This window comes from Cellulomonas sp. JZ18, assembly GCF_009720485.1.
Classification (GTDB): domain Bacteria; phylum Actinomycetota; class Actinomycetes; order Actinomycetales; family Cellulomonadaceae; genus Cellulomonas.
The window spans coordinates 2,629,526-2,647,168 of sequence record NZ_CP045245.1 but is presented as its reverse complement, the minus strand read 5'-3'; the positions used below and the strand labels follow the sequence as shown (position 1 = coordinate 2,647,168).

The 17,643-nt window shown below is 76.7% G+C and carries 16 protein-coding genes; 7 read left to right on the top strand and 9 right to left on the bottom strand.

All coding sequences use genetic code 11. From position 1 onward, the window contains the following. Nucleotides 1-11: 11 nt before the first annotated feature. The 3 genes from GC089_RS12015 to GC089_RS18455 are packed head-to-tail and all read left to right on the top strand — an operon-like array spanning nucleotide 12 to nucleotide 5,277. Nucleotides 12-3,458, top strand: coding sequence for a bifunctional proline dehydrogenase/L-glutamate gamma-semialdehyde dehydrogenase (locus tag GC089_RS12015; protein ID WP_155379193.1), 3,447 nt, complete (start codon nucleotides 12-14; stop codon nucleotides 3,456-3,458). Then, entirely contained in the window at nucleotides 3,455-4,240 is a 786-nt protein-coding gene (locus tag GC089_RS12010) for an alpha/beta fold hydrolase (protein WP_155377859.1), read from the top strand. The genes GC089_RS12015 and GC089_RS12010 overlap by 4 nt, the downstream gene beginning before the upstream one ends. Next, a complete protein-coding gene (locus GC089_RS18455; RefSeq protein WP_196250691.1) occupies nucleotides 4,237-5,277 on the top strand; it encodes a triacylglycerol lipase in 1,041 nt (346 codons plus the stop codon). The genes GC089_RS12010 and GC089_RS18455 overlap by 4 nt, the downstream gene beginning before the upstream one ends. A 15-nt stretch (nucleotides 5,278-5,292) precedes the next feature. On the opposite strand, the gene GC089_RS12000 is transcribed toward GC089_RS18455, so the two are convergent. From GC089_RS12000 to GC089_RS11975, 6 genes are all read right to left on the bottom strand, one after another. Further along, the gene (locus GC089_RS12000; protein WP_155379192.1) at nucleotides 5,293-6,717 is read right to left on the bottom strand and encodes a DHA2 family efflux MFS transporter permease subunit; all 1,425 of its coding nucleotides are present in this window, start codon (nucleotides 6,715-6,717) and stop codon (nucleotides 5,293-5,295) included. A 345-nt stretch (nucleotides 6,718-7,062) separates the two neighbouring features. Continuing rightward, nucleotides 7,063-7,770: a 5'-methylthioadenosine/S-adenosylhomocysteine nucleosidase gene (mtnN, locus tag GC089_RS11995; RefSeq protein ID WP_230684774.1), complete on the bottom strand. Its 708-nt coding sequence runs from the start codon at nucleotides 7,768-7,770 to the stop codon at nucleotides 7,063-7,065. Continuing rightward, the gene (locus GC089_RS11990; protein ID WP_155379190.1) at nucleotides 7,767-8,231 is read right to left on the bottom strand and encodes an S-ribosylhomocysteine lyase; all 465 of its coding nucleotides are present in this window, start codon (nucleotides 8,229-8,231) and stop codon (nucleotides 7,767-7,769) included. The genes mtnN and GC089_RS11990 overlap by 4 nt, the downstream gene beginning before the upstream one ends. A 138-nt stretch (nucleotides 8,232-8,369) precedes the next feature. Continuing rightward, nucleotides 8,370-9,107, bottom strand: a complete 738-nt coding sequence (locus GC089_RS11985; protein WP_230684773.1) for a histidine phosphatase family protein — start codon at nucleotides 9,105-9,107, stop codon at nucleotides 8,370-8,372. A gap of 6 nt (nucleotides 9,108-9,113) precedes the next feature. After that, nucleotides 9,114-9,350: a hypothetical protein gene (locus tag GC089_RS11980; protein ID WP_155377856.1), complete on the bottom strand. Its 237-nt coding sequence runs from the start codon at nucleotides 9,348-9,350 to the stop codon at nucleotides 9,114-9,116. A 110-nt stretch (nucleotides 9,351-9,460) separates the two neighbouring features. Beyond that, on the bottom strand, nucleotides 9,461-10,072 hold the full coding sequence (locus GC089_RS11975; RefSeq protein WP_230684772.1) for a DNA-3-methyladenine glycosylase: 612 nt from the start codon (nucleotides 10,070-10,072) through the stop codon (nucleotides 9,461-9,463). 421 nt (nucleotides 10,073-10,493) lie between these two features. Here GC089_RS11975 and GC089_RS11970 point away from each other — a divergent pair, with 421 nt between their 5' ends. Next, the gene (locus GC089_RS11970; protein WP_155377855.1) at nucleotides 10,494-10,883 is read left to right on the top strand and encodes an STAS domain-containing protein; all 390 of its coding nucleotides are present in this window, start codon (nucleotides 10,494-10,496) and stop codon (nucleotides 10,881-10,883) included. Here GC089_RS11970 and GC089_RS11965 read toward each other — a convergent pair whose 3' ends face one another. Further along, nucleotides 10,884-11,258 (bottom strand): RNA-binding S4 domain-containing protein, encoded by a 375-nt coding sequence (locus tag GC089_RS11965; protein ID WP_155377854.1) that lies wholly within the window; start codon nucleotides 11,256-11,258, stop codon nucleotides 10,884-10,886. A 240-nt stretch (nucleotides 11,259-11,498) separates the two neighbouring features. On the opposite strand from GC089_RS11965, the gene GC089_RS11960 reads away from it, so the two are divergent. After that, complete coding sequence (locus tag GC089_RS11960) at nucleotides 11,499-12,689, top strand: GDSL-type esterase/lipase family protein (RefSeq protein WP_155377853.1); 1,191 nt, start codon at nucleotides 11,499-11,501, stop codon at nucleotides 12,687-12,689. 54 nt (nucleotides 12,690-12,743) lie between these two features. Next, nucleotides 12,744-13,985 (top strand): amidohydrolase, encoded by a 1,242-nt coding sequence (locus GC089_RS11955; RefSeq protein WP_155377852.1) that lies wholly within the window; start codon nucleotides 12,744-12,746, stop codon nucleotides 13,983-13,985. Nucleotides 13,986-14,055: 70 nt separating this feature from the next. Here GC089_RS11955 and pgi read toward each other — a convergent pair whose 3' ends face one another. After that, nucleotides 14,056-15,738 (bottom strand): glucose-6-phosphate isomerase, encoded by a 1,683-nt coding sequence (gene pgi, locus GC089_RS11950; protein WP_155377851.1) that lies wholly within the window; start codon nucleotides 15,736-15,738, stop codon nucleotides 14,056-14,058. Between the two features lie 140 nt (nucleotides 15,739-15,878). On the opposite strand from pgi, the gene GC089_RS11945 reads away from it, so the two are divergent. Further along, nucleotides 15,879-16,223, top strand: a complete 345-nt coding sequence (locus tag GC089_RS11945; protein WP_155377850.1) for a hypothetical protein — start codon at nucleotides 15,879-15,881, stop codon at nucleotides 16,221-16,223. 7 nt (nucleotides 16,224-16,230) lie between these two features. On the opposite strand, the gene GC089_RS11940 is transcribed toward GC089_RS11945, so the two are convergent. Further along, nucleotides 16,231-17,490, bottom strand: a complete 1,260-nt coding sequence (locus GC089_RS11940; protein WP_230684771.1) for a pectate lyase — start codon at nucleotides 17,488-17,490, stop codon at nucleotides 16,231-16,233. Nucleotides 17,491-17,643 lie beyond the last annotated feature (153 nt).

Sequence of the window (17,643 nt, the reverse complement as noted above, 5' to 3'; positions counted from 1 at the left end):
GGCCCGAGGACCTGCGCCGCCTCGAGGACGACGCCGTCGCGCTCGTCCGCCGCTGGCTCGACGCGAGCCGGGCCGCACCCGTCGACCCCGCCGCCCGGCAGCTGGCCGACGTGCTGGCGGACCCGCACGGGCTGGCCTTCACGGTCGGCTTCGTCGACCGCGTCGTGCGGCCCGAGGACGACCGCGTCGCCGCCCGTGAGCTCGCCGCGCTCGCCCGGACCGCACCGGCGTTCCTCGCCCCGCACCTGCGGCTCGCCGTGCGCGCGGGCGCCGCCGCGGCCCGGGTCGCACCGGGGGTCGTGGTGCCGGTCGTGCGCCGCGCGCTGCGCGCGATGGTCGGGCACCTGCTCGTCGACGCGTCCGAGCGGCGGCTGGGGCCCGCGATCGCGCGGCTGCGGCGCCCCGGCGTCCAGCTCAACCTCAACCTGCTCGGCGAGGCCGTGCTGGGGCGGCGGGAGGCGGACCGCCGCCTGGCCGGCATCCGCGCGCTCGTCGAGCGCGACGACGTCGACTACGTGTCGGTCAAGGTCTCCGCCGCGGTGGCGCCGCACGCGCCGTACGCGTTCGACGAGGCGGTGGACGAGGTCGTCGAGCGGCTGGCCCCGCTGTACGAGCGGGCCGCGGCGACGGGCACGTTCGTGAACCTCGACATGGAGGAGTACCGCGACCTCGACCTCACGGTGGCGGTGTTCACGCGTCTGCTCGACCGCCCGGCGCTGCTCGGCTGGTCCGGCGGGATCGTCCTGCAGGCGTACCTGCCGGACGCCGTCGCCGCGATGCTGCGCCTGCAGGAGTGGGCCGCGGCCCGGTGCGCCCGCGGGGGCGCGCCGGTCAAGGTCCGGCTCGTCAAGGGCGCGAACCTGCCGATGGAGCGGGTCGAGGCCGCGATGCACGGCTGGCCGCTCGCGACGTGGTCGACCAAGCAGGAGACCGACACGCAGTACAAGCGGCTGCTGGACGTGGCGCTGCGGCCCGCCGCCGTCGACGCGGTGCGTCTCGGCGTCGCGGGGCACAACCTGTTCGACCTCGCGCTGGCGTGGCTGCTCGCCCGCGCGCGCGGCGTCGAGGACGCGATGGACGTCGAGATGCTGCTCGGCATGGCGCAGGCGCAGGCGGACGTGGTGCGCCGTGACGTCGGCCGGCTCGTGCTGTACGTGCCCGTCGTGCACCCGCGGGAGTTCGACGTCGCGATCGCCTACCTGGTGCGGCGCCTCGAGGAGGGGGCCAGCCCCGAGAACTTCATGTCCGCGGCGTTCGACCTCGCGGACGACACGACGTCCTTCGAGCGTGAGCGGGCGCGCTTCTCGGCCGCGCTGCGCGCGCTCGACGACGCCGTCCCGGCGCCGCACCGCACGCAGGACCGGTCGCTGCCGCCCGTGCCGGTCGGGGACGCGCCGTTCGCGAACGCCCCCGACACGGACCCCGCCGTCCCCGCGAACCGCGACTGGGCGCGTGCCGTGCTGGCCCGCGCGCCCCGCTCCACGCTCGGCGCGCAGACGCTCGCCGCGGCCCGCCTCGAGGACGCCGACGCGCTCGACCGGGTGCTCGCGCAGGCCGTCGCGGCCGCCGGCGGCTGGGCGGCGCGCGGCGGCGCGGGGCGGCGCGCGGTGCTGCGCGCGGCGGCCGACGCGCTCGAGGCCCGGCGCGGCGACCTGCTCGAGGTCATGGCGTCCGAGGCCGGCAAGACCCTGGACCAGGGCGACCCGGAGGTGTCCGAGGCGGTCGACTTCGCGCGGTACTACGCCGACCGCGCGCCGGAGCTGGAGCAGGTGCCGGGCGCACGGTTCGTCCCGGCGCGCCTGACGGTGGTGACGCCGCCGTGGAACTTCCCCGTCGCGATCCCCGCGGGCTCGGTGCTGGCCGCGCTCGCGGCGGGGTCGGCGGTCGTGCTCAAGCCCGCGCCCCCGGCGCGGCGCTGCTCGGCCGTGCTCGCCGAGACGCTCTGGGCGGCCGGCGTGCCGCGCCACGTCCTGCACCTCGTCGACGTCGACGAGGCGACCCTCGGCTCCGCGCTCGTGTCCGACGCACGCGTCGAGCGCGTCGTGCTCACGGGCTCCTGGGAGACCGCGGAGCTCTTCCGCGCGATGCGCCCGGACCTGCCGCTGCTCGCGGAGACGTCGGGCAAGAACGCGGTCGTCGTGACGCCGTCGGCGGACCTCGACCTCGCGGTGCGGGACGTCGTCGCGTCCGCGTTCGGGCACGCGGGCCAGAAGTGCTCGGCGGCCTCGCTCGTGGTCCTCGTGGGCTCGGTCGCGCGGTCGCGCCGGTTCCGCACGCAGCTGCTCGACGCCGTCACGTCGCTGCGCGTCGGGTGGCCGCAGGACCCCACGACGCAGATGGGTCCGCTCGTCGAGCCCGCGTCGGGCAAGCTCCTCGACGGGCTGACGACGCTCGGGCCGGGGGAGCGCTGGGCGGTCGAGCCGCGCCGCCTGGACGCCGAGGGGCGGCTCTGGACGCCCGGGGTGCGGGTCGGCGTGCGGCCGGGATCGGCCGCGCACCGCACGGAGTGGTTCGGCCCGGTGCTCGCGGTCATGACCGCCGACACGCTCGACGACGCCATCGCGCTGCAGGACGACGTGGACTACGGCCTCACGGCCGGTCTGCACTCGCTCGACCCGGACGAGGTCGCGCACTGGCTCGCGCACGTCCAGGCGGGCAACGTCTACGTGAACCGCGGGATCACCGGCGCCGTCGTGCAGCGCCAGCCGTTCGGCGGGTGGAAGCGCTCGGTCGTCGGCCCCACCACGAAGGCCGGGGGACCGCACTACCTGCACGGGTTCGGCACCTGGCTGGACGACCCCGCGACGGCCACGCCGCCCGCGGGGGCGCAGCCGGCGGGCACCGCGTCCGTCGCCCCCGCCGTCCCGGGACCCGCCGGGCGCCTCGTGGACGCCGCCGCCCGCTCGGGCCTCGCGGACGCCGACGTCGCGGCCGTCCGCGCCGCCGCCGCCGCGGCCTCCCGCACGTGGACCACGGACCTCGGCGTGCCGCGCGACGTCACCGGCCTGGAGCCCGAGCGCAACGTGCTGCGGCACCTGCCCGTGCCCGTGCACGTGCGCCTCGCGCAGGGCGCGCCCCTGCGCGACCTGCTGCGCGTGCTCGCCGCCGGCCTCGTCGCCGGCGCGCCGGGCGAGGTGAGCGTCCCCGCAGCGCTGCCCGCGCCCCTCGCCGCCGTGCTCGCGGACGCCGGTCTGGCGGTGCACGTGCAGGACGACGCCGGGTGGGCGGCCGACCTGCCGCACCTGCCCGAGGGACGCGTGCGTCTCGTGGGCGGTGACGGCGCCGCGGCCGCCCGCGCCGCCCAGGGCCGTGCCGACCTCACCCTGTACGCCGGGCCGGTGACCTCGTCCGGCCTCGTCGCCCTGCTGCCGTTCGTGCGCGAGCAGGCGGTGAGCGTCACCGCCCACCGCTTCGGCACGCCCGACCCCCTCGCCGACCGCGTGCTGGAGGCCCTGTGATCCCCGTGCCGAACGGGCTGAACGTCCGCATCGACCGACTGCGCGTCGACGGGCTGCCGATGCGCACCTGGACGTGCTGGCGCGACGACGTCGACCGCCGTCCGCCCGAGCAGCGGCGCGACGTCGTGCTCGTGCACGGCATCGGGGTCTCGTCGCACTACTTCCAGCCGCTCGCGGGCGAGCTGGCCCGCGACGGGGTCGTGCACATGCTCGACCTGCCGGGCTTCGGCGACGTGCCGCGACCCGACCGGCGCATGGACGTCGAGGACTTCGCCGCCGTCGTCGAGCGCTGGCTGCGCAGCGCGGGCCTGGACCGGCCCACGCTCGTGGGCCACTCGATGGGCGCCCAGGTCGTCGTCGAGCTCCTCGCCAAGGCGCCCGAGCTCGCCGGGCACGCCGTGCTCGTCGGGCCCACCACGGACCCGCGGGCGCGCTCGGCGCTGCGCCAGGGCGTGCGCCTGCTGCGCACCGCCGTGCACGAGTCGCTGCGCACCAACCAGACGATCCTCGTGGACTACCTGCAGTCCGGGCCGTACTGGTACGGCGTGGTGCTGCCGAGCATGGTCGCGTACCGCACCGAGGAGCGGGTGCAGCAGGTGCCCCTGCCGGTCCTCGTGGTCCGGGGCGAGAACGACCGCATCGCGCCGCTGCCCTGGGTGCAGCAGGTCGCGGCCGCCGCCCCCGACGGGCGGTGGGCGCAGGTGCCGGGCGGCGGGCACGCGGTGTTCGCGAACCACGCCCGGGAGGTCGCCGCGCTGGTCCGGGAGCACCAGGCCCGATGAGCGGGACGCAGGGGGGAACGGGCGCGCCGCGCCAGGAGCAGGAGCCGGGCGTGCGCGTCGGCTGGCGGCGGCGCGCCGAGCAGGCCGTCGCGTGGGCCCGCGACTACGCGTGGATCGTCGGGGCGCAGGCCCGCGCGACGCTGGCGCCGCCGCCGCCGCGGGAGCTGGCGACGGGGTCGCGCGCGCCGGTGGTGCTGCTGCCCGGCATCTACGAGACCTGGCCGGTCATGGACGGGCTGGTGCAGGCGCTGCACGCGGCGGGACACCCCGTGCACCCGGTGCCGGCGCTGGGCTACAACGGCCGTTCGCTCGAGGAGTCGGCGCGGCGGGTGGTCGACCGCCTCGACGGGCTCGACCTCGACGACGTCGTGCTCGTCGCGCACTCGAAGGGCGGGCTCATCGGCAAGCTCGTGCTGGGCACGCCGGGCGTGGGCGACCGCCTCGCCGGGATGGTGGCGGTCAACACGCCGTTCTCCGGCTCGGTGTACGCCCGCTGGTTCCCCGTGCGCGCGGTGCGGGCGCTGTCGCCCGTGGACCCCGACATCCTCGCGCTGGCCCGTCAGGTCGCGTCGAACGGGCGCATCTGGTCCGTCTACGCGCGGTTCGACCCGCACGTGCCGGCCGGCAGCGAGCTCGCCGGCGCGGCGGCGAACGTCCGGCTGCCGGTCGACGGCCACTTCGCGCCGCTCGCGGACGCGCGGGTGCACGCGGTCGTGCTCGACGGCGTCACGCGCCTGGCCGCCGCGTGGCAGGGCCGCTCGGCCGTCCCGCCCAGCGCGGCCGCCGTGGACGCGGTGCGCGCCGCGCACGGCCACGCCGGGGCGGGGGCCGTCGCGGGGGACGGGCTCGTCGCCACCGCCGTCGACGTCGTGGCCGCCGCGTCCGCGACGCACCGTCCCACCCACGACGTGCCCGCCCACGACGTGCCCACCCGCGACGTGCCCGCGCACGACGTGCCCGCGCACGACCCGGCGGGCCCCGACGCAGCGGGGCCCGCCGACGCGGACGTCGACGGGCCCCGGGGCGCCGCGGGCTGAGCGGGCGCGGGTCGGTCAGTGCCCGGCGGGGCGCTCCGCGCCGGCCGGTGCGGGCCGCACGAGCAGCGCGGCGGCGATCGCCGGCAGCGACAGCACCGCCCCGAGCAGGAACGCGCCGCGCACACCGCCCGCGGTCGCCGTCACGGCATCGACCCCGTCGGTCGCCAGACCGGTCGAGACGGCCGTGAGGACCGTGACGAACACCGCCGTGCCGGCGGCGCCGGCGACCTGCTGCACCGTGCCGATCACCGCGCTGCCGTGCGAGTACAGCGCCTGCGGCACCGAGCCCAGCGCCGACGTGAACAGCGGCGTGAACACCAGCGCCAGACCGGCGGACATGGTCAGGTGCGCCCCGACCAGGACCCACGGCGAGCCGCCCTCGTGCAGCAGCAGCGCCATGGCCCACACGGCGAGGGACACCAGCACGGTGCCGGGCACGAGCAGCGGACGCGGACCCACCCGGTCGTACGCGCGCCCCACGAGCGGCGCGAGCAGACCCATGAGCAGACCGCCGGGCAGCAGCAGCAGCCCCGTGCGCAGGGTGTCGAGGCCGAGCACGTCCTGCGCGTAGATCGGCAGCATGATGATCGAGCCGAACAGCGACATCATCATGACGGCCATGAGCGCGACGCCGACCGCGAAGGTCCGGACGCGGAACGTGCGCAGGTCGAGCAGCGCGTCGTCGCGGCGCTGCAGGCGCAGCTGGCGCGCGACGAACACGCCCAGCCCCGCGAGGCCCACGAGGATCGCCCCGACCGTGGTCGCGTCGACGCCGCCCGCGGCGGCCGCCTCGCCGATGTGCGACAGCCCGAAGACGAGGCCGCCGAAGCCCACGGCGGACAGCACGACCGACAGCACGTCGACCCGCGCCCAGCGCGGCTCGGTGACGTTCGGCAGGCGCACGGCGGCGAGCACGAGCGCGGCGAGCGCGATCGGCAGCACGATCCCGAACATCCACCGCCAGCTCAGCACCGACAGGATCAGCCCGGACACGGTGGGGCCGATGGCCGGCGCGACCGAGATCACGACGGAGATGTTGCCCATCGTGCGCCCGCGCCCCTCGGGCGGCGTCACGTTCATGACCGTCGTCATGAGCAGCGGCAGCATGACGGCGGTGCCGAGCGCCTGGACCACACGGCCCGCGAGCAGCAGCTCGAACCCGGGGGCGACGGCGCAGACGAGCGTGCCGAGCGAGAACGCGCCCATCGCGCCGAGGTACGCCTGCCGCGTCGTGAGCCGCTGCAGCAGGAAGCCCGTGACGGGGATGACCACGGCCATCGTCAGCAGGAAGCCGGTCGTGAGCCACTGCGCCGCGGACGCGGTGACGCCGAGGTCGTCGCGCAGCCGGGGCAGCGCGACGCCCATGATGGTCTCGTTGAGGATGACGACGAACGTCGACACCAGGAGCAGGGCGACCGCGAGGCGGTCGCGTGCGGACATGGTCGGGGCGGCGCCGTCCGCGGCGGGCACGGGCCCGGCCGGGGCCGGGGCCGGCGTCGCCGGACGGTCGTCGACCGTGGCGGTCGAGGCGTCGAGGTGCTGGTCGGTCACGGGTGCCACCTGTCGTTCGAGGGTCCTGCGGGTGCGCGGGCGCGCGAGAGCCACCGGGCGGTGGCCACGTCGTCGGGGTAGGACGAAAGTCTCTGGCGACAACCCCGCCCGGGTCGAGGTGATTCCGACCGGGCGGCACGTCACCCACCCGCTGTCGACCGTCCCCGGTCCCCGAACTCGTCGGGGGTGGGGGCACGGATCCGCGCCACCACCCCCGACGGGACGTCGAGCCGCTCAGCGGGCCGGCGCGAGCACCTGGTCGAGCAGACCGAGGACGACCGTGGCGGAGCGCTCCGCGGCGTCGTCGACGTGCGCGTCGAAGTCGACGCCCGCGATCGGGCCGCACAGGTCGGAGATGCCGCGCACCGAGAGGAACGGCACGCCGAACAGGTGGGCGGCGTGCGCGAGGGCCGCCGACTCCATGTCGCACGCCAGGGCGTCCGGGAACGCTGTCCGCAGCGGCTCCACGCGCTCGGCGTCGACGAACACGTCGCTCGACAGGATCGTGCCGGTCCGCACCGTCAGGCCGTGCGGGTCGGCGGCGGCCGCGGCGGCGAGCAGCCCCGGGTCGGCGTCGTAGCGGGCCGGCATGCCCGGCACCTGGCCGAGCGCGTACCCGAAGACGCGCGCGTCCGCGGCCCCGTACACGGTCGACGCCCCGACGACGACGTCGCCCACCCGGACCTGCAGGCCCATGCCGCCGGCCGACCCCGCGCTGACGACGAGCCGGGGCGCGTGCTCGGCGAGCGCGAGCGCCGCGGCGGTCGCCGCGTTCACGAGGCCGATGCCGCACGTGACGAGCAGCACCCGGGCCTCGCCGACGTGCAGCAGCCGGCGGCGGGCGCCCGCCACCTGCGTCTCGTCGTCGACCGACGTGGCGCGCTCGAGGAACGGTGTCGCCTCCACGCCCATCGCCGTGACGACGACGGCGTCGACGCTCACGCGTCGGCCTGCGTGGTGACCTGCGCCCATCGGGCGCGCTCGGCGAGGAACGCGCGCGCGACCTCCTGCGCGCCCTCGAGCGTGTGGTTCGCGCCCCAGCCGCACTGCACCTCGTTGGCGGCCGGCACCTCCTGCGCGCCGAGGACGTCCTGCAGGGTGGCGGCCACGAGGTCCTCCACGTCGTCCTGCGTCCAGCGGCCCTCGAGCATGAGGTAGAACCCCGTCTGGCAGCCCATGGGGGAGAAGTCGAGGACGCGGTCGCTGTGGTTGCGCGAGTGCTCGGCGAACAGGTGCTCCAGCGAGTGCACGGCGGGCATCTCCAGGTGGCCCTGGTTCGGCTGCGCGAACCGGACGTCGAACTTGCTGATGACGTCGCCGTGCGGCAGCTCCTTGAGGTCGGCGAGCCGGATGTACGGCGCGGCGACCGTGCGGTGGTCGAGGTTGAACGACTCGACGTTCATGCGAGGGGTGTCCACGCCTCCAGTGTGCGCGATGCGGGCGGGTGCGCACCCGGCGGTCCGGTGCGCGGGCGGCAGCGGCCAGGCGCGCAGCGCCGGTCCCCCAGGAGAGGACCGGTCCCTCGGGTGAGGACCGGTCCCTCAGGCACCGGTGTCGTCCGTGCCCTCGTGCTCGGTCACCGCCGCGTCGAGCGCGGCGAGGTGCCCCACCTCGTCGAACGCGGTGAGCAGCCACGCCCCGTCCTCCCGGTCGAGCCGGGTGACGGACGCGTTGCGGACGCTGCGCTCGCGCACGACCGCCATGAGCGCGTCCTCGGTCATGTCCTCGAGCACGTACCGCAGCAGCATCACCACCGCGTCGTGCGCGACGACCAGCACCCGCCGCCCGTCGTCGCGCTCGGAAAGGTCGCGCAGCGCCGCGCGCAGGCGCAGCGCGACGTCCGCCCACGACTCACCGCCCGGGGGCCGGTGGTACATCTTCCCGAGCAGGCGCCGGCGCTCCGCCTCCTGCGGGTGCCGCGCCTCGACGCCCGCCCGCGTCAGCCGGTCGAGCACGCCGAGCTCACGGTCGCGCAGGCGCTCGTCCAGCCGCACGGGCAGGTCGAGACCGGCCGCGTCGAGGGCCGCGGCCGCTGTCTGGCGCGTGCGCAGGTACGGCGAGCACCACACGACCTCCGGACGCTCGTCGCCGCGGAGCCCGCCGAGCCACGCGCCGAGGGCGCGTGCCTGGTCCAGGCCGCGGTCCGACAGGGGCGTGTCGGCGTCGCGGGTGCCGAGGTCGACGACCTCGGCGCCGGTCCGCTCGGCGCGTGCCGCCGCGAGGTTGCCGACGCTCTCGCCGTGCCGGACCAGGACCAGGGACGCGGGCGCGCCGGTCACCACCAGTCAGCGGCCGCGGTTCTCGAGCGCGGGCAGGATCGTCGTCGGGATCGCGTACGCCAGGCCGAAGGTGAGGATGCCGGCGGTGCCGATGGCGATGCCGGCGAAGCCGTCGGTGTCGAAGCCCCAGGCGATGAGCGCGAACGAGCCGAGGAACAGCACGAGCGCGAGCACGCCGCTCGCGGCCCGGCTGGGCGCCTCCGGGGCTGCGTCGTCGTGCCGGCCGTGGGTGTCGTACGCCATGGGTCCTCCCGGTGCTCCGGCCGCGGTCCGCCCGCGCGCCGCCCACCAGTATCCCCGGGCCGGGCGCCCTCCGGCATCCGGCGGCGCGTCGTCGGGCGCGGCGGTGCTGGTCAGCGCATCGGCAGGGCGCGCGGGGCGCGCGGCCCGTACGCCGGCATGCGGCCCCGGTACGCGAGCTCGAGCAGCACGAGGACGCGCTGGCGGTGCCCGCGCCACGGCTCGAGCAGGCGCAGCATGCCGGCGTCGTCGGCGCGCCGGCCGGTCAGGGCCCAGCCGACGAGGTGGCACAGGTGCGCGTCCCCGACCGAGACCGCGTCGGGGTCGCCGAGCGCGCGCGACGTGACCTCCGCGACCGTCCACGGGCCGATCCCGCGCACGGTGCGCAGGCGCCGCGCGAGCTCGTGCGGCGGCAGGTCCGCGCCGAGGGCGTGCGCGACGCCGGCGACGCGCCGCACGGTGTCGGAGCGCTGGGCGTCGACGCCGGCACGCCGCCACTCCCACACCGGCAGCGCGGCCCACGCGGCCGGTGGCGGGGCCACGCGCAGCGCGGTCGGGGCGGGTCCGGGCGCCGGCGTGCCGTGGGCCGCGACGAGCCGGCGCCACGACGCCTTGGCGTCGAGGGCGACGACGCGTTGCTCGAGCACCGCGGTGACGACCGTGTCCCACACGTCGCCGCTGCGGGCGAGGCGGACGCCCGCGTGCGTGCGGCGGGCGCGCGCCACGGCAGGGTGCAGGTGGTCGGCGAAGCCCGGGCGTCGTCCAGCAGGCCGAGCAGCCCCGGGACGTCCGCCAGCGCCTGCGCGGCGCCGGCGCCCCAGGCGTCGGCGCGCACCGCGCCCCCGGCAGGACGCAGCCGCAGGGTCGCGGTCCCGGCCGGGCGGCGCACCGCGTGCCACACGGTCCCGTCCGGGTCGCGCGACCAGGTGGGGTCGCCGGCCCCGCGGCGCAGCCGTCCCACGGTGCGCGCGACGTCGACGTCGGGCGGCAGCGGGACCAGCGCGTGCACGTCGCCCGTCGCCGGGGCGTGCGCGGCGGTGGCGGGGGCGGTCGGCACGTCACCAGGATGCACCCGCCGGCGACGGGTCCGGCACGTCCCGGCGGGTCGGGCTCGCCGATCGCGGTGGGGACGGGCAGACTGCGCGCGTGGTGGGCGACGGTGCGGACCGGCCCGGCGCCGAGCGCGCCGGGCGGCTGGTCGTGCGGCGGGAGGGGTCCACGCTGCGCGTCCTCCTGCACGGGGCCGTCGACCTGCTGGTCCGCGAGCAGGACGCGCCCGCGCTGTGGCCCCACCTCGACGACCCGGACGTGCGCGACGTCGCGGTCGACGCCTCGGACGTCACGTTCCTGGACTCGAGCGGGCTCTCGGTGGTCGTGCGGCTCGTGCGCGACGCGACCGAGCGCGGGCTGGCGATGCACCTCGAGGCGCTGAGCCGCCCCGTGGAGGAGCTGCTGGACCAGACCGGCGTCCGGGCGTGGATGGAGGACCTCGCGGCCTCGGCGCCGCGCGCCCGGGGCGGGCAGAGCCGAGGCTGATCAGCGCCCGCGCAGGCGGTCGATCGCCCGGCGCTCGCGCTTGGTCGGACGGCCGGCTCCGCGGTCGCGCACCGCCGCGACCGCGACCTGCTCGCGCGGCGCCGGCGCAGGGGAGCGGTCCAGGTACGAGGCACGTGCGACCTCGGCGGACACGCGCTTGACGAGCAGCCGCTCCACGACGACGCGCCGCTCGCGCGCACCACCGCGCACGACGACCTCGTCGCCCGGCACGACCTGGGTCGCGGGCTTGGCGCGCTCGCCGTTGACGCGCACGTGCCCGGCGCGGCAGGCGGCGCCCGCCGCGGACCGCGTGGGGAACAGCCGCACGGCCCACGTCCACGCGTCGACGCGCACGCGACCCTGGGGCTCGGCCACCTCGTCCTCCTCGCTCGACGACCGTCCCAGCCTGCCACGCGTCCGCGGCGGGGCCGCACCGGCCGGTGAAACGCTTCGACGCTGCCTCCGCGGTGCCCGGTCCCGGCACGCTGCCCGTGGGTGGACCCGCCCGCACCCGCCCGCCCCGCCCGCACCCGCACCCGCACCCGCCGGCCCCGTCCGCCGCCGCGGCTCCCGTCCGCGGGTGCGGGGGCCCGGCCCGTCCGCGAGGAGGCGTCCATGCCGACCCCACCCCTGCGCCGCGCGGCCGCGGCGCTCTGCGCCCTGGCCGCGGCGCTCGTGACCGCCGCGCTGGCCGCCGTGCCCGGGACGGCCGCGGCACCGGCCGCACCGCCGCCGGCCGCCGCCGTCGGCACGCCCGTGCGGGTCATGCCGCTCGGCGACTCGATCACCGGCAACCCCGGGTGCTGGCGCGCGCTGCTCCACCGCGACCTCACCGCCGCCGGGTACGCGGTCGACATGGTCGGGTCGCTGCCCGCCCAGGGGTGCGGCGTCCCGCACGACGGGGACAACGAGGGGCACGGGGGCGCGCTCGTGACGACCGTGGCCGCGTCCGGCGAGGCGGCCCGCTGGTTCGCGGCGGCGCGCCCGCAGGTCGTGCTGCTCCACTTCGCCACGAACGACGTGTGGAGCGCGCGCACGCCGGACCAGGTGCTCGACGCCTGGACGACGCTCGTGCGCCAGGCGCGCGCGGTGGACCCGCACGTCGTCCTCGTCGTCGCCCAGATCATCCCCGTCGCCCCGCCCACGTGCGCGCAGTGCCCGGAGCGCACCCGCGCGCTCAACGCGCGCGTGCCCGCCTGGGCGGCGGCGACCTCCACCGCCGCGTCGCCGGTGCTCGTCGTCGACCACTGGACCGGCTGGGACCCGGCCCGGGACACCACCGACGGGGTGCACCCCCACGAGGGCGGCTTCGCCCGCATGGCGGCGACCTGGTACCCCGCCGTCGTGCAGGCCCTGCGCATCGCGCGCGGCCAGGACCCGGGCCCGACGCCCACCGTCACGTCCGGCCCGACGGCGACGCCCACACCCACTCCCACCCCCACGGCGACGCCCACCCCCACGGCGACGGCCACCCCCACGCCGTCCGCCACCGCACCCTCGCCGGGCGACGAGGGCTGCCGCGCCACGACCACCGTGGTGAGCACCTGGCCCGGCGGCTGGGTCGCGACCGTCCGCGTGACCGCGGGCGCCGCACCGGTCGCCGGCTGGCGGGTGCTGCCCGTCGGCGGCCCGGCACCCGCCGTCGCGCACGCCTGGAACGCGAGCGTCGACGGCAGCGGCTTCACGAACGCGGCGTGGAACGGGGCGCTCGGGGCGGGCGCGAGCACGGAGCTCGGGTACCAGGGCCGCGGCAGCCCCACCACGACGCGGCTGCGGTGCGTGGCGACGCCCGCGTCGGCGGGGTGACGCACGCGGGGGACGGGTGCGGGGGACGTCGCGGGCGGACGTACCGTGGTCGGCATGAGCTCTGCCGCCACCGTCCGTCCGTCCGTCGTCGCCGTCACCGGCGGGTACGTCGTGCCCGTCGTCGGCCCGCCCGTGGAGGGCGGCACCGTCCTCGTCGAGGACGGGCGCATCACGGCGGTGGGCGCCGACGTCGCGGTGCCGGACGGGGCCCGGGTCGTCGACGCGACCGGCAGGTGGGTGCTGCCGGGCTTCGTCGAGGGGCACGGTCACGTCGGCCTGCACGAGGAGGGCGAGGGCGTCGCGGGCAACGACACGAACGAGATGACCACGCCGAACACGGCCGCGGTCCGGGCGATCGACGCCGTCAACGTCGACGACGAGGGGTTCCGCGACGCGCTGTCCGGCGGTGTCACGTCGGTCGTCGTCAAGCCGGGCTCCGGCAACCCGATCGGCGGTCAGTCGGTCGCCATGAAGACGTGGGGCGGACGGACCGTCGACGAGCAGGTGATCTCCGCCGCGGTGTCGGTGAAGTCCGCCCTGGGCGAGAACCCGAAGCGCGTGTACGGGGAGCGCAAGCAGCTGCCGTCGACCCGGCTGGGCACCGCCCTCGTCATCCGCGAGGCGTTCGCCAAGGCCCGTCACTACGCCGCCGCGCGCGCCGCGGCCGAGGCGAAGGGCGAGCCGTTCGCGCCCGACCTGGCGCTCGAGACGCTCGCCCGCGTGCTCGACGGCGAGCTCGTGTGGGACCAGCACACGCACCGGCACGACGACATCGCCACCGCGCTGCGCCTCGCGGACGAGTTCGGCTACCGCCTCGTCATCAACCACGGCACCGAGGGGCACAAGCTCGCCGACGTCCTGGCCGAGCGCGACGTGCCGGTGATCTTCGGCCCGATGTTCACGAGCCGGTCGAAGGTCGAGCTGCGCGACCGCGCCATCGGCAACCTCGCCGCGATCGCCGCCGCGGGCGTGCGCGTCGCGATCACCACCGACCACCCCGTGGTGCCGATCAACTTCCTCGTCCACCAGGCGACGCTCGCGGTCAAGGAGGGGCTGCCGCGCCAGACCGCGCTCGAGGCGCTGACGGTCAACCCGGCGTCGTTCTTCGGCCTCGAGGGGCGCGTCGGCGCGCTCGAGCCGGGCCGCGACGGCGACGTCGTCGTGTGGTCCGCGGACCCCCTCGACGTGCACGCCCGCGTCGAGCACGTCCTCATCGAGGGCCGCACGGTCTACACGTGGGACGCCGAGGCGGGCGTCGGGCGGGTCGTCGAGCGCGCGGAGCGGTTCACCGCCTGACGTCCCGGTACGGACGCCGACGGCGCCGCCCCCTGGGGGACGGCGCCGTCGGTGTCCGTGCTCCGGCGGGTCAGCGGCGCAGCTCGAGGTAGCGCGCGATGAGCCCGCGGGTGGACGGGTCCTGCGCCTCCAGCGCCGCCGCGTCGCCCTGCACGGCGGGGGCGATCTCGAGGGCGAGCTTCTTGCCGAGCTCGACGCCCCACTGGTCGAACGAGTCGATGCCCCAGACGACGCCCTGCGCGAACGTGATGTGCTCGTACAGCGCGATGAGCTGGCCCACGACCGACGGCGTCAGCGCCGGCGCGAGGATCGACGTCGTCGGCCGGTTCCCGGAGAACACGCGCGCCGGGACGATCTCCTCGGCCGTGCCCTCGGCGCGCACCTCGTCGGCGGTCTTGCCGAACGCGAGCGCCTTGGTCTGCGCGAAGAAGTTCGCGAGGAACAGGCCGTGCACGTCGGTGTCGCCGTCGCGCAGCGGGTACGCCGGGTTCGCGACCGCGATGAAGTCCGCCGGGATGAGGCGCGTGCCCTGGTGGATGAGCTGGTAGAACGCGTGCTGGCCGTTGGTGCCGGGCTCGCCCCAGAACACCTCGCCGGTCTGCGTGGTGACCGGCGTGCCGTCCCAGCGGACGGACTTGCCGTTCGACTCCATGGTGAGCTGCTGCAGGTAGGCCGGGAAGCGGTGCAGCTGCTGCGCGTACGGCAGCACGGCGTGCGTGTGGGCACCGAGGAAGTTGACGTACCAGACGTTGAGCAGGCCCATGAGGAAGGGCACGTTCTGCGCCAGGGGAGCGGTGCGGGTGTGCTCGTCCACCGCGTGGAAGCCCTCGAGCAGCTCGCCGAACGCGTCGGGCCCGATCGCGATCGCGAGCGACGTGCCGATCGCCGAGTCGACCGAGTAGCGCCCGCCGACCCAGTCCCAGAAGCCGAACGCGTTCGCAGGGTCGATGCCGAAGTCCGCGACCTTGTCGAGCGCGGTCGACACGGCCACGAAGTGCTTCGCCACGGCCTCGCGGCGCGCGTCGTCGGAGTCCTCCAGGTGCCCGGCGGCGGCGAGCCGCTCCCACAGCCACTGCCGTGCCAGGCGCGCGTTCGTCAGCGTCTCCAGCGTCGTGAACGTCTTCGACGCCACGATGAACAGCGTCGTCGCCGGGTCGAGGTCCGCCGTCTTCTGGGCCATGTCGGTCGGGTCGATGTTCGACACGAACCGCACCTCGAGGCCGTCCTGCACGTACGGCTCGAGCGCCTCGTAGACCATCACCGGGCCGAGGTCGGACCCGCCGATCCCGATGTTCACGACGGTGCGCACGCGCTCGCCCGTCACCCCCGTCCACTCGCCCGAGCGCACCTGCTCGGCGAACGCGGACACCCGGCCGAGCACCTCCTGCACGTCGTCGTCGACCTGCTGGCCGTCCACGACGAGCGGCGGCTCGGCGTCCGCCGGGCGGCGCAGCGCCGTGTGCAGCACCGCGCGGTCCTCGGTCACGTTGATGTGCTCGCCCGCGAGCATGGCGGCGAAGCGGTCGGCCAGGTGCACCTCCTCGCCGAGGCGCACGAGCAGGGCCAGCGTCTCGTCGGTGACGAGGTTCTTCGACAGGTCGACGGTGAGGTCCGCGAGCCCGAACGTGAGGCGGCTCGCGCGCTCCGGGTCGGCGGCGAACCAGCCGCGCAGGTCCGGGCGGAGGGTGCTCTCGTGCTCCGAGAGGGCCTGCCAGGCGCTCGTGGTCGTCGGGTCGATGGGCGGCGTGGGCACGGGAGCCTCCGGTGGGTGGGTCGGACGTGCGAGGGCCGGCGCGCGCCGCGGCGCGGGCGACGGGCGGCCACCGCCCACCGTAGTGACGCCGTGCGCCCGGTCGCACGGGACGTCCGGCCGCGCGTGCCTACAGTGGCCGCATGAGCCGCCTGCCCGTCTGGCCCGTCGCCGCCGCGACCCTCGTCCTCGGCTTCGCGCTCGCGCAGGGCACGGGCGTGCGGGCGCTCGGCGGGGCGGTGCTGCTGGGCGGCGGCGCGTGGTGCGCGTGGCGTGCGGTCGGGCGCGCGGGGGCCGTCGCCGCGGTGGTCGTGCTCGTGGTCGCCCTCGCCGCGTTCGTCCTCGCGCACGTGGCGGCCGACGTGCTGGGACCGTGGCCGTCGGTGCTGCTGGCCGCGGCCGTGCTCGGCGCGACGACGTGGTCGCTCGTCGACCGGGCCCGACCCCGGACGCGGGGCGCCGCCGGGGCGACGCCCCGCGTCCGGTGAGACCGCGTCAGCGGTAGGTGACCGACGCGGTGCTGTAGCCGCAGGCGGCGCTGGGGCCGGAGCCGACCTTCGACGGCTCGCCCGACGTGACGCCCTTGTACTCCTCGCAGACGACGATCTTCCGCGAGGGGTCGCCCACGATCGTCACGCCCGTGAGGGTGGCGCGGTCGCCGAGGTTGGAGTTGATGCCGACGAGCGACTTGCCGGGTGCGGTGACCCGCACGTCCTCGACGCGCACGGTGCGGGCGTACTGCTTCGAGCAGTTCCCGCACGAGCGGTAGAGCTTGCCGAAGTCGCTCACCTGGAAGTTCCGGATGACGAACGTGCCGGGGCCGTTGTGCTGGAACACCTTGTCCGACGCGCCGCGGGCGCCGCCGCCGACCACCGTCATGGTCTGCGAGGCCGAGGTGCCCTTGAACGTCGCGGCGTCCTCCCCGACGTTCTCCCACCACACGTTCTCCAAGGTGCAGGTGCCCAGGCAGTGGATGCCGTCGCCCGCGCCCTCGCCGAGGATGACGTTCCTCAGCACGGCGCCGTCCGCGAGCTGGAACATCGGCGGCTGCGACTCGCCCTGGTCGCCGGACGAGATGCCGTGGTAGCGCACGAGGCCGAGGTCGCGGGTCCCCGAGACCGTGATCGTGGCGGAGACCTTCTGCTCGCCGGTCGCGGTCGGCCACGCCGGGAACGTGCCCGGGGCGCCCGTCGGCGACGGCGAGGACGTCGGGCGCGGGGTCGCCGTGGCGGTCGGTGCGGGCGACGACGTGGGGCGCGGGGTTGCCGTGGGCGAGGTGGTGGGTGCCGTGGTCGGCGCGCCGGTGGCGACCTTCACGAGCTCCCACTGCTGGTGGTACGACTTCGCGTCGGTGCCCTGCGTGATCGCCGCACCCGCCGCCCTCGACGCCCCCGCGACCTGGAGCACCTTGTCCGAGTGCTCGAGGACGAGCCGCACGTACGACGACTGCGCCACGAGGCGCACCTGCTGGTGGGCGGCGTCCGCGTCGGTGGCCTGGCGCACCGCGGCGCCGTCGGCCGTGGACGCGCCCGCGACCTCGACGACCTTGCCGGACTGCCGGTTCTGCAGGCGGTGGCGCCCGTCGCCGGACGCGACGAACCGGAACTGCTGCGCGGCCGCGTCGGTGCGCGTGCCCTGTTGCAGCACGGCGCCGGCGGCGAGCGAGCCGTCGCGGACCTCGAGGACCTTGTCGCTCTTGCGGCTGACGAGCACGTACCAGGCGGACGGGTCGACCGTGGCGGCCGACGCGGTCACGGCCGTGACGAGACCGAGCGTGCCGGCGACCGCCACGGTGAGGGCCGCGGCGACGGCGGTGCGCCACGGACGGCGCGAGGAGGAGGGGACATGAACTGCCTCTCGGTGGGAAGCGCTTGCTGGACCAGTCGACCATGTCGGACGGATCGGACA